At 60.8% G+C, this 14,165-nt stretch carries 8 protein-coding genes; 1 reads left to right on the top strand and 7 read right to left on the bottom strand.

The features are described 5' to 3' along the window. Positions 1-250 precede the first annotated feature (250 nt). Positions 251-1,351 carry a hypothetical protein gene (locus tag AB0J78_RS24080; RefSeq protein ID WP_363792646.1) on the top strand — a complete coding sequence of 367 codons (1,101 nt, stop codon included), beginning with the start codon at positions 251-253 and terminating at the stop codon, positions 1,349-1,351. A gap of 629 nt (positions 1,352-1,980) precedes the next feature. Here the strand turns inward: AB0J78_RS24080 and AB0J78_RS24075 are convergent. From AB0J78_RS24075 to AB0J78_RS24045, 7 genes are all read right to left on the bottom strand, one after another. Next, positions 1,981-3,792: a hypothetical protein gene (locus AB0J78_RS24075; RefSeq protein ID WP_363792645.1), complete on the bottom strand. Its 1,812-nt coding sequence runs from the start codon at positions 3,790-3,792 to the stop codon at positions 1,981-1,983. Further along, on the bottom strand, positions 3,789-4,271 hold the full coding sequence (locus AB0J78_RS24070) for an ABC-three component system middle component 2 (protein ID WP_363792643.1): 483 nt from the start codon (positions 4,269-4,271) through the stop codon (positions 3,789-3,791). Before AB0J78_RS24070 ends, AB0J78_RS24075 begins: the two co-directional genes overlap by 4 nt. Then, entirely contained in the window at positions 4,268-5,398 is a 1,131-nt protein-coding gene (locus AB0J78_RS24065) for an ABC-three component system protein (protein WP_363792641.1), read from the bottom strand. The genes AB0J78_RS24070 and AB0J78_RS24065 overlap by 4 nt, the downstream gene beginning before the upstream one ends. A gap of 301 nt (positions 5,399-5,699) precedes the next feature. Beyond that, positions 5,700-8,708, bottom strand: coding sequence for a type I restriction endonuclease (locus AB0J78_RS24060; RefSeq protein WP_363792639.1), 3,009 nt, complete (start codon positions 8,706-8,708; stop codon positions 5,700-5,702). A 134-nt stretch (positions 8,709-8,842) separates the two neighbouring features. Next, the gene (locus tag AB0J78_RS24055; RefSeq protein ID WP_363792637.1) at positions 8,843-10,024 is read right to left on the bottom strand and encodes a restriction endonuclease subunit S; all 1,182 of its coding nucleotides are present in this window, start codon (positions 10,022-10,024) and stop codon (positions 8,843-8,845) included. 50 nt (positions 10,025-10,074) lie between these two features. Then, positions 10,075-11,820, bottom strand: a complete 1,746-nt coding sequence (locus AB0J78_RS24050; RefSeq protein ID WP_363792635.1) for a class I SAM-dependent DNA methyltransferase — start codon at positions 11,818-11,820, stop codon at positions 10,075-10,077. A 1,071-nt stretch (positions 11,821-12,891) separates the two neighbouring features. After that, the gene (locus tag AB0J78_RS24045) at positions 12,892-13,833 is read right to left on the bottom strand and encodes a DMT family transporter (RefSeq protein ID WP_363792633.1); all 942 of its coding nucleotides are present in this window, start codon (positions 13,831-13,833) and stop codon (positions 12,892-12,894) included. Between the last annotated feature and the right edge of the window lie 332 nt (positions 13,834-14,165).

The raw sequence follows: 14,165 nt of genomic DNA, 5'->3' as shown, positions 1-14,165 counted from the left end.
GTCTGTTCGGTACGCACGCGGCCCGTGCCCGACTGGGGGCCATCGGCACGGCCACGCCCGGGCGTCCGGCGACGGCGCCGAAGCGCGGAGAGGGCGCCGCCGCCGGACTGACGTGTGACCAGCCGGCCAGCGGCGTGTCACACTGAAATAAGCGTCTCAACTAGCCAATATTGGTGGAACGACATCAACACGACATGCGAACGACGTGCATGAGCGGACGGGGGTAGACACGGTGCGACCGCCTCGTACGGTGCTCGAACAGAAGATCAGGGAACGACGCCAGACACTCGAAGAGTTCACCGAGTACGCGGAACGCTTCGCCCGCGAGCACGACGAACCCGGAACACTTAGCCTCCGCCACCTACAACGGCTGATCACAGGACGCGGACCCCACGGACAGCCGCTCGGACCAGTACGAGCGGTGACAGCACGCCTGCTCGAACGAATCTTTGAGCTGTCGATCGACGAACTGCTGTCACCGCCGCAGTGCGACGACGAGACCGCCGAACTACGACAGATGCTCGACGTCTCGCGTCGAATTGACGGGACTCTTTTGGAGCTTCTGCGCGGACAGCTCGACTCGATACGGCGCGTCGATCGGCAACTCGGCGCGATCGTGGCGCACGAGGAAGTCGCTACCAAAGCCAACCAAGTCGAGAAACTCTTCGCTCACAGCATGCCCGGACACACGCGCAAACAACTCGCCGTCATCCTCACCGAACTCCACACGCTCGCAGGCTGGCAAGCCCTCGACCTCGGCAAAATTCACTACTCATGGCAGCACTACGAACGAGCGAAACACGCGGCATGGGAAGCTGACGCCGAGTCGTACGTGATCCACACAGCAGCCGAGCAAGCCTTCGTACTTCTTGATCTCGGTGAAACTAAGAAGGCCATCGACTTGTTGCATGACAGCCGTAGGCGGGCGGATTCGAAATGCCCACCACTTCTCCGCTCCTGGCTCGCCGCCGCCAACGGAGAAGCTCTCGCCGCACTTAAGCAACGATCCCAGTGCCTCGGCGCGTTTGATACTGCCTCTGAACTTCTACCGAGCGAACCAGCGGACACCACCGGCCCATACGTGGCGCTCGACTCGGTACACCTCACCCGCTGGCGAGGGCACGCTCTCGCCCACCTCGCCGATCCGGCTGCAGTCGGCGTACTGTCGCACGCTCTGGACGAACTGGACATCAGCTTCACTCGCGCTGAAACTGCACTACGAGTCGACCTGGCAACAGCGCTGACAGCCATAGGCGACGAAGAAGCGGTACGAGCTGAAGCCATCCAAGCGAAACGTATGGCTGCTTCAATCGGTTCTGTACGACAGCAAAAACGACTTGCCTCGCTGTAGACGACTTTGTAACGCGGATCGGTAGGATCCTACGGAATGCCGCGTCACGAAATCGGTGCGCACGGCACCGAGCTTACGGTGGTTGCCAATTATATCGCCAAATTTGCGCGCTGAAATCCAACAGCCCAAGTGGGCGCAGTTGCGGTTAAACCCAACCCGGCGGCTGCGCATCCCTCGCATGTAGGAGTCACAGATCACAGCGAGCGTGCACGCCCCGAGACGTTACTCTCTTCTAATGCAGCCTAAGCCGAACCTCAAAGTCCTCGCGGTTTTGCAGCATGTGGAAGAAGTCAGTTTCAACGTCACGTAGACATGCCGGTATTTCGGCATCAGTCGTCCGACGTACTGTAAGTAGCTGCACCGATTCGAGTCCGAGGGCGTCGACGGCCTGCGAGATCGGTCGGGCCCCGGACCTGTCTGCACGCGACACGGGCCGAGGTGGTGGACAAGATCGTCCACCTGCAGCGGAGTTCCCACCTCGGGCCAGCCAAGATCGTCATGTACCGCATGGGACTGCGCGCCGGCCCTCTGCGACTAAATCAAAGCACGGGAGCCGGCGACCATACTCAAGGCCTCCGCCAGTACCTGGAAACCACCCCGCAGGGGCTATCGACGAAGCCGGACGACTTCTACACCGGGAAGAACCCGGTGCGATCGGATCCATCCGCGCTGAACGCGTAAACCGTGGCGTCACCCAAATTGGCCGGCGGATTGCCGTTCTCAACTACAATGACCTGACACGGATTGTCACTAAGGAGCCGATCGTAGAAATTCTCAACAACGTTCGCTGGAATTTCAATGTCGTTTTCGTGCGGTTCCCGGTACGTAAGGATCGGCGAGTCGAGCACAACGAACCCAGGGTGTGGCAAGCCTCGGACAGCCGAATACTGAGCAAGAGCAGTCGAAAATGCAGCATGGATCACCGACCGCATCCCCTTACCTCGGCTCGACCTAGGGCGCCCATCCACGGTAATCTCCGCCGTATTTTGATTGTAATTGATGCGGCTCGCTCCAGGAACATTCCACGAACGCAGAACACCCTGGATTGCGCTCTCGAATTCAACAATGTCAGCGGTTGGTATTTCATCGGGGCGAACCCGAGACTCCAACTCAGAAATATTTGACAACCCGTGCCTCAGCTCCTTGAGTCGCCTTATTTGGGCGTAGACAGCAAGGTCCGAGTGAATTTGAGCACGAGACGCCTGAACTTCATCCATATCCGTGTTTACCGGTTCCAGCAACTCGTCGATCTCGGCTACCTCGCGACGAACTGAGCTTAGTTCCTCCTGGAGGGAAGCGTGCTCTTCCTCAAGGATAGAAAGCTCTCCACGGAGGTCCCCAATAGTAAGAAGCAGATCGTGTTTCAGCTCACCGGTTTTTCGTTTCTCCACCGATACTGAATACTGCAGCCGCGTGTTCTCATTTATTCGGTGACTGGCATCCTGATACTCAGGGGCGGCACCGCAGAACGCACAAGTCCCCGTACGAAAATACCCAAGAAGATTTCCGGCTTCGGAAACCATTTCCAGGCGCGCAAGATCGGACTCATATTGATCGTGCAGCAAGTCGAAGCGGGAAACGAGTACCTGCACCTCACCAGCTCGGCCACGGTTTTCAGCCGCATCCTCCTCAAGCAGCCGAATTCGCTGCAACCGGATTGAACGTCGATCCACCAGATCTGAAGCGACGACAGAAATGCTCGCTTGAGCAGCGTCGAGACGTTCCAGCCTCGCCCGCAGCTCTGACTCGGATTCGCTGCTGGTTAGACTGTCTCCGGAATCCGCGATAACCTGATCCAGCAAGTCAAGCTTTCCTTTGCTGACACGCTTTTCCAGATCGCTCGTTCGTGAAACCCGTCCGGAATCATCGTCACCAGTAAGCATGTACCGGAACGCTGACCTCTCCGCCGTAGCACTAGTCTTCTGTCCACTAGTAAGAACTGGCGATGTTTGAGAAGCCATGCGCGTCTCATTTACGACGCTCAATGCGGCAAAGTACCGAAAGCTGAGCGATAGCGTTTCACCACGCTGGTTTTTCAGCAGGTTGCGCTGATCCGCCCCGACACAAGAAAGAAGATACCGGGACAGATTTTCGCTTTTTGCGCTATGCTTCACGGGAAGCGTCTTCGTTGGACGTTCGACATCGAGTGATCGGACGTCACCCTCATAGAGGTCGACCTGCTTACCACTCAACGATCGACAAAGAGTTACGGTCTGGTTCGACGGAAGGCGCATGCCAAGGAGCACGTGGCTGTAGCCGCTAGCTTCAGGAATGTCCTTCAGCTTGCTTGCGCCAAGCATGTAATCGATAGCTTCAACTATATACGACTTACCCGTATCTGAGGCGCCATAGATGACGGTCAGCTTCCGCCCGAATTCGACAACGGCCGACTGTTTGCCAGGTCCAACAAAAGTAAGGTGGAGCAACGTCATGGCATTCACGGGGCTGTTCCCTTCCAATATCCGGAAGCCTCGACGCTTCGTCCGTCGATCCAGTTTCGAGTGATTTGATTCATTCCGTCCCGAACGTCAGCTTCATCGATCTCAAGGATGGACGTCGTCCAAGCCGCGCGTTCTCTGAGCTGACCAACGTAGGGAGCTTCGAAGACATCGAGGAAACTGGTCGCCTTATCAGTCGCGGAGTAAACGAGCCCTCGTTCGGTCGCAAGCATTTCCGCTAGGTCGGCTCGCATCAAGACGGCGAGACCTTGATCTATGAGATGGCGACGCATTCCCAGTTCTCCAGGCCCAATGGGCAGCTCAGGATGAAGGCTAGGCGGCCCACCGTCGTGGTGACCGCTGTGCACCATGGCGTGATCGAGGTAGACGAGCTGAGCGACATCGAGGGAGTCGGGAAAACATTCAACCAAGAGGACCAAGGCCCGAATCCCGACTTCGATAGGACTGTTCAACGGATTCATAGTGGGTCCTCTTTGCACCACGTCAGTCGGCCGTCATTCGCGAGGTGATGACACAGACCTTTTCGGTCCTGGGCAGTCACATATGGTGCGAGGATATTACCCGAGTTCACTTTATACTCTGCGGCAGATTTTAGGACGTTCTGCAACCGCTCGAAGCCAAGTTCATATTCAAGCTCCTCGACTTCAACAACGGTTTCGTAGAGATCCTTTTCTACTGCCGTGTAGGTCTCATCCGGAACGCTCTCACGTGCGAATACCCGGAGCGCTTCAGCGCTATAAAACGCCTCCCGCTGACGTGTGAAGTGTCCCTGCAGCCGAGCATCGTCACGAACATCGCGAATGGTTTTCAATTGCAGACCGAATTTTTCGTTATAGACAGCAAGAAGTTTCTGCACATAAACTGCCTCGTGTTCGCGTTGGTCAGCCGGCGGCCCCTCAACTGCAGGACGTTCTTTGAGGGGTTTCGGAAAACGACGGGCATGGTGCGGAGTCGAGCTATGGAGGTCGAGAATCCACGCTATGTCCGGCGCCGCGAACATGGAAAAGTCAGTTTCCCGAGCCAAGGACTCGACCGCTGCGCGGTCACCAGGACTCAGGCCAGCGCCAAGCTTCTTTGCCCCTTCGTTGTTCCAGGCTTTAAAGAACTCCTTCTTTAAAGTCGCAGGGTTTGCCAGGTGGCGTGAAAGAGACGAGCTGATCCTCGGCGCCACAAAGATATAGCGACTTGGCAGCTCGTACACACCCTGGACCTTGGCCGCAAAGATCTTCACCATTTCTGGCCAGGCTTCTGAGGGGCGGAGCGGCTCGCTGTAATGTTTACATTGATAGCAGTGCCAGTCGCCGTTGGTTCCTTGCCTTGTTAGGCACGCAGCGACATCCGCCCCTCGGTCCCCGGACCCACCCATGCGTTGCACAAGAACATACGGCCACTGCAGAGCGCGGACCCACTCGACCGTGAATTCCTCCCACTCGTCGTCAGAGTAGTGGTAAAGATACTGCCGTGGAGTGAGTTGCGGAGCCCCCTGCATCGCGGGAGCAAGCAGGACCATTTGCGACGAGCAAGGCTCCGGGATCCCCTGGAAGACAGGCTCGGTGTCCTCATCCGCTACGTTTCCTGCCTCGACCATGTCCCCCAGCCTGATGTCCAGCAGCGAAAAATAAGCCCCTAACTTTTATCACATTTCCTATCGCGCTCGGAATCCGCCAGTTGGGTCAAATACGAACAGCCACGAAACAGCAAACCACGGACACGGAGGTTGTTGATCACGGAAACATTCGGACGGCTGAACATGTGGCGAAGCCTCCGCACTTCTGCCCTGAGTCGCATACCAGTTGCGCCAAATGGTCGGTTTCATCCGATTTACCTGCGCAGTTGGAAGTTTCGGGACGATAGGTGGAACTGCCTCGCCGGCACTGTCCCCGCTGGCGTTAGCCCTCCTGCTCTCCCGCCGACTGCTGATCACGCGCTGCCTCGTAGAAGGCGTCCGCAAGCGCCACGATAACGGCATTAATACCGGGCCCATCGCTGAAGAAGTAGTCAGCCATTGTGTTGTGGGCCTCTTGGTTCTCGGCGACCGTAGTCGTGACCGCCACCTGAAAATCAGGCGACTCCATGAACTGCTTCTTCGAGTTCACCTTGGTCTGCTTGACCAGGTCAGGGTTCTCCAGGAGCCCCGCGACGATTCCTTGCACGAACTCCCGCACCTGGGACTCGGCGAAAGATTCGGCTCCGAAGAGGTCATTCATCTTGTCGATGACGACCTGGAGCGCTACGTATTTCGGCTCCTTCTTCGCGCCGGTGCCCGCCGCGCTGATGCCTTTCAGCTCGCCGTCGCCGGTCAGTGAAATGTCGACAGTGCTGGCCTTGGTGTGCCTCACACCGACCAGGACGACGTCGGAGAGATCGACCTCGGCTGACCAGGCGGACTCGGCGATCACCCTCTCCAGCAGCCGCAGGAAGATCGATAGTTCCTCCAGGTACGGGTCGGCGTAGTCGACGATCTGACTCATGAAGTCGTAGAGCCGTACGTACGTGGAGACATCTTTGCGAAACAGGTCTAGGTCGTTCAGCGTGACCTTGTCGTCTTCCTCTTTTGCCCTGGCGTAGCGACGTTCGAACTCGTCTTTTGCTGGGCTGATCGCCGCCGAAAGGGCGTTGTTTCCCTTGCGTATGACCCACAACTTGGCGACCTCACGCACCTCGTCCATGCTGTAGATCCCGGCCTGCGCTAGCTTGGTGGCAAGGTGGACGACGACGTACGGGTCGGTCTCGGTCTCCAACGTCGCGTTCTTGAAGTACGGTTCGAAGGCTTCCTTGATGTCCTCGGCCTTGTTCGCGAAGTCCAGGACGAACGTCTTGCGCTTCTGCTCCCCACTTGCGGTGCGGTGCGTTCGGTTGAGCCGCGACAGCGTCTGCACTGCGGTGACGCCGGAGAGCTTCTTGTCGATGTACATAGCCGACAGCAGCGGCTGATCGAACCCGGTCTGGAATTTGTTCGCGACCAGCATGATTTTGTAGGTCTCACCCGCGAACGCTGCGGCCAGGTCGGATCCCGCACCGAGGTTCAAGTTGGCCTCGGTGAACTCGTCGTCCCTCACGGGCGCCGGCCCCCAGTCCGTACCCCACTCCTCGTTCTCGGCCATCGACACGGTTCCGGAGAAGGCAACAAGCGTCCGATAGTCGTATGCCGGGTCCTCGGCGGCGCGTTTGGCGATGTAAGCGTCGATGGCCTTCTTGTACTTCACCGCGGACTTGCGGGAGGAGGTGACGACCATCGCCTTCGCCTTGCCGTCGAGCAGGTACGCGACGTTGGTGTGAAAGTGCTCGACGATGATCTGGACCTTCTGGCCGATGTTCGTCGGGTGCAACTGCACCCACCGCATCAGGCCCTTGCGAGCGGCTGCCTCGTCAACCTCGTCCTCCGCGCTGGTCGCGTTGCCCGCGATCTGCAACGCGGTCTCGTAGGACTGGTAACCCTTCAGGACGTCGAGAATGTAGCCCTCCTCGATCGCCTGCTTCATCGAGTAGAGGTGGAACTCGACCGGCTTGCCGTCCGGACCCTTGCGGCCAAAGAGTTCGAGGGTCTTGTTCTTCGGGGTCGCGGTAAAAGCGAGGTAGGAGATGTTCGGCGACTCGGCCCGCTCGGTCATCTCCGCCGCCAGCATCGACTCGACGTCGACTTCGCCGCCGTCCTCGATCTCCTTGATCTCGTCGGCGGTGAGCACCTGCTTGAGTTTGGAGGAGATCTGTCCCGACTGCGACGAGTGTGCCTCGTCGGCGATGACCGCGAACTTCTTGCCCTTCAACCCGGAATGCGTCCGGATCTCGTCGAGGGCAAACGGGAACGTTTGCACCGTCACCGCGATGATCAGCTCACCGTTCTTCAACGCCTGCGCGAGAAGCCCGGACTTCGACTTCGCCCCCGCCTTCTTGACATCCTCGGGGCTGATCGTGGCCACGATCTTGCCGGAGCCGTCGATCTGCCGGATCGCCTCCTGCAACTGTCCGTCCAGGACTGTCCGGTCGACTACGACGATCACCGAGTCGAAGAGCTTTTCGTCGTCGACGTGCAGCCGCGCGAGCCGGTGCGCGGTCCAGGCGATCGTGTTGGTCTTCCCGGACCCGGCCGAGTGCTCGATCAGATATCGGTGCCCGACACCTTCCTCGGCGACCGCGGCCGCGAGGTTCGTGACTGCCTCCCACTGGTGGAACCGCGGGAACAGCATGCTCGTGCGTCGCACGGAAGTGCCGGTGGTGATGTCCCACTCGTCCTTGGTCTGCACGATCATCAGCCGGCCGATGATGTTCAGCCAGGTGTGCTTCTCCCAGACCCGCTCCCACAGGTACGCGGTCGCGGACTTCCCGTCCGCAGCGGGCGGATTCCCGGCCCCACCGTCGCAACCCGTATTGAACGGCAGGAAGTGCGTCTTCTCGCCCTCCAAGCGGGTCGTCATCGCCGCGAGGTCATTCGAGACCGCGAAGTGCACCAGTGCCCGACGCCCGAACGATAGCAGCGGCTCCGCGCGCCCGTTGGTCTGCGGGTTGCGGTGCTTGCGGTACTGGTTGATCGCCTCGTCGAGCGACTGCGTGAAGTCGGTCTTCAACTCCACGGTCGCCACCGGCAGCCCGTTGACGAAGAACACCAGGTCGATGCTGCGCTGGTCGGCGGTGGAGAAATGCACCTGCCGCATCACCCGCACCCGCATCGCGGCGTACTCGGCGTTCGTGGTCGCGTTCAGCGACGTCTCCGGCCAGAACTGCGCCATCTTCAACTTGCCGCCGCCGATGTAGTGCACACCGTTGCGGAGGATGTTGAGCGTTCCGCCGCCGTGTTCGAGGGGTTTGTTCAGGGCCGTGGTCAGCACGTCCAGGAACTTCGCTTGCGAACCGGCGGCTTTCAATGCCTTCTCGTACGCGGGCTTCTGCGTCGCCTCCAACCACGCGAACAGGTCATCCGGAAACAGGGCACGTTCGCGGTCGTAGCCGGTGTCGTCGGCCGAGTACAGCCAGCCGTGAGAGTGGAGGTACTCGCAGATCTCGGACTCGAAGACGAACTCGTTGTGATCGGCCATCAGGCAGCCTCCCGCACGTCGATCCGGCCGGTGACGGCAGCGGTGATCAGGGCCGACCGACGCTCCTTCGACAGCTCGATGAACCGCTCCGACTCTTCGATGAGCGTGTCGATCTTTGCGGTTTGCTCGTCCAAGTGGGCAGCAATCCGCCGTTGCTCGTCGAGTGCAGGCAGCCTCAACTCGATCTCGCGGAGCTTCTCACCGGTCAGGTGAACAAAGGACACGGAACTGTAGTGATTCGCGTAATAGTCAGACTCGTACAGCCGAAGCATCGACCAGTAGACGAATCGCGGGTCCGCACGGCCCCCAACTCGGAGCCTGTTGACCGTCTTCTGAAACGCGACTCCCGGCGCCGCGTCGAAGAGGAAACCGGGCCGCCCGACCGTCGCACCGCCTTCGATCAGGAGCACGTCCCCCGCGCGTAGGTCAAAGGTTGCCATCTCGTCGGCTGAGAACGGCATCTCGTTGAGGTCGACCAGATTCACAGACCCGTTAGCGCGCACATCCGCCGCGCGTACATACGGCCTGAGCTCGTCACCCTCTCGGATCGCGCGGCCCGCGTCGAGCATCTTGCCCAGACTTGTCTCGCCGATGTACTTGATCCGATAGCAGCCCCACGCGCCCGTCGGTTCCAATGACGACGAGAGCACGGCTGAGCGTCGCTCGCGGAGCATCTCGATCAGGCGCTGCTGCTCCTCGATGAGGGTGTCGATGCGGGCGGTCTCGCGGTCGAGGTAGTCGGCGATGGCGCGCTGCTCAGGAAGTGGTGGTCTCCGAAACCAGATGTCGCCGACCTGCCTGGCGTTGAGATTCGACTGTGTATTGCTCCGAACGTCCCGGAGCAAATCGTCCCGCATGTCAAGGAGCACATATCGCAGGAACCGCGAGTCGACCTTGTCGGGGTCGGGCGTGATCCCGAGAAGGGCTTGATTCCAAGTAGCGCTGATATCAAGAAACGCTACTTCTCCGACACTCGCATACATCGCGAATAGCAGGGTTCCCGGCTGGCCGATGGGCATGCTACGAGATTCGAGGGCGCCCGAGGATAGTGACTTTGCCGTTGCCGAGACGTGCTCGCGGCGGCTCATGTCGGCGATACTAACGAAGGGAGTTCCATTCGGATCGTCACCTTCAAGCCAGAAACCAGCCTCCTCTGTCGACGGCGTGGCACCAGCGATCATGGCCGTGTCCCACTTGATTCGCCCACGCTTCCAATAGGAAGGCACTGATGTCATGCTTCGACCTCCCGAAGAAGATCCATGATCTTCGCGACTTGCTTCTCTAGATCGGCGTCGATCTCAGCCAACGGCCGGGGTGTCACGTACTTGTAGAAGTGCCGGTTGAACGGGATTTCGTAGCCGACCTTGATTTTGGTCCAGTCGATCCAGGCGTCGGGGACGTGCGGCTTCACCTCGGTGTCGAAGTAGGCCTGGACGACGTCGTGCTTTCCGGCCTCGCCGGCGGTAGAGCCGCCGTAGGTGAAGGGCACGTTCTCGGTCTCGCGCTTCTTAGCGTCCGGCTTCCGTTTGCCCTTGCGGTCGGTGACTGGGTTGCCGTCGCCGTCAAGGAGTGGGCGTTCGACGGTGACGGTCCAGTAGCCAAACTCGTCGGCGCGCAGGACCTTGGAGGTGTCGGGGTCGGCGTCGGTATAGTCAGCGTAGAGCTGGACGATCTTCGCGCGATCGTCGCCGCTGATCTCGCGGTTCTTCGCGCCCAGGCTCTTGCGCATTTTGGTCCAGAACCCTGAGCCGTCAATGAGCTGGACGGTGCCCTTGCGGTCGGTATGTTTGGTGTTGTCGAGGATCCAGATGTAGGTGGCGATGCCGGTGTTGAAGAACATGCTGGTCGGCAGCGCGACGATCGCCTCGACGAGGTCGTTCTCCAACAGCCATTTGCGGATGTTCGACGGGCCGGACTCGGCGGCGCCGTTGAACAGCGGTGAGCCGTTCATGACGATCCCCGCCCGGCCGCCGCCGTCCTCGGGCTTGCGCATCTTGTGGGCCAGGTGCAGCAGGAACAGCATCTGCCCGTCAGAGGTGGAGGGGAGACCGGGCGCGAAGCGGCCGTATGGACCCGCGGATTCGCGCTCCTGCTTGACTGCCTTGGCGTACTGCTTCCAGTCCACGCCGTAGGGCGGATTAGACATGCAGAAGTCGAACTGGCGATCCTTGAACGCATCGTCGGTCAGGGTGTTGCCGAACGCGATGTTGGTTGCGTTGTGCCCCTTGGCGAGCAGGTCGGACTTGCAGATGGCGTAGGACTGCGGGTTGTACTCCTGGCCGTACAAGGTCAGGCTAGCGTCTGGGTTGTGATCGAGCAGGTGCTCCTCGGCGAGTGAGAGCATGCCGCCGGTGCCCGCAGTGGGGTCGTAGAGCGACCGGATGATTTCCGCCTCGGTGAGGTCGGCGTCCTTCTCCGCGAACAGCAGGTCGACCAGGAGCCGGATCGCGTCGCGTGGGGTGTAGTGGTCCCCGGAGGTCTCGTTCGCTGCCTCGTTGAACTTGCGGATGATGTACTCGAACGCATCACCCATATCCGAGTTCGACACGACGTCGGGATGCAGGTCGATGGCGCCGAAGGACTTGACGACCTCGCGCAGCAGGCCGGCCGCCTCCAGCGCGTCGATCTCTTCCTTGAATTTGAAGTACGTGAACACATCGACGTCGTCGGAGAAGCGGTCGATGTAGTCGGTGAGGTTGTCGGCGAGGCCGTCCGCGTCAGCGAGCAGGTTCGCGAACGAGTACTTCGAGGTGTTGTAGAACGAGCGGCCGGTAGCCTTGCGGACCTCGACCTTGAGCCGGTTCGGGTTGTCGAACTTCGCAGCCAGCTGCCGCACCGTCTCGCGGTCGGGTTCGAGGATGCAGTCCAGGCGACGCAGGATCGTCAGCGGCAGGATCACGTTGCCGTACTGGTTGGGGCGGTAAGGGCCCCGAAGCTGGTCGGCGATCGACCAGATGAAGCTACCGAGAGTGCTCACAACAATCCTTACGAAGATCAGCTAGACGACTGTCATCTTGCCGGAGACGGACGCCGCACGTCCGGCATTCAAGCATGGTCGGACTCAACACCCTATACGCACAGCCAACGCATCCCCACCGTCCGTAAGTGCATGGCCCATTCGGATTGCAGAGTGACAGGTCCTCAGGTCCCCGCGGTGACGCAGCGAGACGCGGTCCGGCGACAGCGTGGTCTGTGGACAGCCTCGTAGCCAGCTGCAACGGTCTTAGGGCCCTGCCAGTCAAGGCGACCTTTGTGTGACCTTGGCAGAGACACCGTATCGGGCTGTTGCACGGTTACAGCCTTCGAGGTTCGGCGTCTACTCGATGTACAAGCATCTTCGGGGGTTCTAATGAAATGCCCAATGTGCGGAGCGCCACTGGGAGCGTGCCGTCTGTGCGGTCGATACGGATGTCTGAACCCGAACTGCGGGAGTGGGCATAAGCACTAGCTCAGTCGTAGGCGCTGATCAGGTTGGTTTGTCAGGTTTGCAGATCGACCACAGGCTGGTGAGTACCTTCGCGGCCGGCACTTTCGTGCTTGCTTGAGTGGTTAGGGAAACTGCGGCTGGCATGGTCTGCTTCGGCGTGCTTCTGCGGGGTCGCCTGCCACCGCTGTGCCTGCGTGAAGCTGCCGACCTTCCGCTTGTGCCCGGCCTGGCTGGGCACGGCGACACCGATTTCGGGTGGATCGCTGGGTGCCGGACTGGGTGCGAACTCCTGCGAATGATGCCCGCTGGGGCATTCAGACGTACTCGGCACGCCCGATTTGCCCCTGTTTTACAACGGAGCGGTAACAGATGGCCGACTCATAATCCGTCAGGTCGTGGGTTCAAGTCCCACCTGCCCCACGTATTCGCAGGTGAAACATGTGGCGGGGAAAGGGCAGAGAGATCATCTCCACACTTTCCCCGCACTTCAATTCCCTCACCGCCTGATCTCCGATCCCGCGGCCTGGGTGGTCGAGACCTTCCTGCGCCCAAGCTGATCCGCGATGTCTCGGGTGGAAAGCCACCAGTCGCGCGAGATCGTTCGCGGGTCTCCGGGCTCAATCAGCAAAATCGCTCCGGGTGCGCCGCAGTCTTCTTCTGACGCCTCCAGCCGCCGTCGGGGCCGGGTTCTCGCCTGCTGCTGGCGGTCACCAGGTAGGCGCTGCCGAGCACGAGGGCGCATCCGAGGATCTGCAGGGCCGAGGGGACTTCTCCGAGCGCAACGGCGCCCAGCAGGAGCGCTCCGACAGGAGTGAGCAGCAGGAGGGCGGATCCCACCTCGACGCGCAACCGGGGGCTTCCCACGGCGACGAGCAGCCATCCGAGCACCTGGCCGCAGACGGCGGTCAGAGCCAGCCAGCCGAGCGGTCCCCAGCCCGGTGCCGCGTCGAAGCCGCCCCACATCGAGCCGACCACTGCCGCGAACACCGCGGCCGAGGCCATGATGATCGAGTAGGACTGAACCAGCGGCCGGTCGGGTCCACCGCGACGCAGCAAGAACAAGAAACCCGAGTAGCACAGCGCGGCCAGAACCGCGTGCACCGTGCCCGCCACCGGGGACGAGCCGGTCGCTCCGGTCTCGAAGACGCCGCCGGTCAGGAACGTGCCCGCGACGATCACCGGAAGGATCACGAGGAACCGGCGGCTGAGCGTTTCGCGGTCGATGACGACCGCCAGCAGGGGCACCATCACGACCTGTGCGTTGACCAGCACGGCGGACAGCCCCACGCCGACCTCGTAGATCGCCTGCGTCCACAGCAGGGCGTCGGCTGCGAACAGGGCCCCGGCCGTCGCAGCCCATGCTGTCTGAACAGGTGATATGCGTCCGCCAGAGGCGCGCTCGGCCAGTGCGAGCGGCGCCAGCAGCGGGAGCGCGAGGATGCATCGGAAGAACGACGCCGTCCCCGGCGAAGTGGCGGAGAGCGCCACGAACAGTCCGGAGGTGGCCACGCCGAGAGCTCCGACCGACGTCGCCAGCACCGGTCGAGACGGAGAAGCCGCCACGAGCCCTCCACCTCGACGGACGAGCCAGGAGAACATCGCCAAATGCTACGGGCGCCGCCCTCGACACCGCACCGCATTTTCGCCGTCTTCGGGGGCTCACCTGCTGGTGATCAGGGCGAGCAGCTCAACAGGATCGGACTGGAGACGCGAACCTGGGACAGGCGCAGTCGAATCGGGCCTCCGCGAGGCTGAGAGGCCTGTCGAGATCGAGCACCTCGAGGGTGCTTCGGCGCGTTCTACGCGGTGAAAGGGCTGCGGAGATCGAGCATTCCGGCTTCGCTGTGGTCGGCGACCGGTTGAGGTTGTTCTGCTTCGGCGGCGTGTTCTGGCTC

Origin of the sequence: Saccharopolyspora sp. NPDC049426, from assembly GCF_040676935.1 — a bacterium.
Taxonomy (GTDB): Bacteria; Actinomycetota; Actinomycetes; order Mycobacteriales; family Pseudonocardiaceae; genus Saccharopolyspora.
This window is presented reverse-complemented; position numbering and strand designations above follow the sequence as displayed.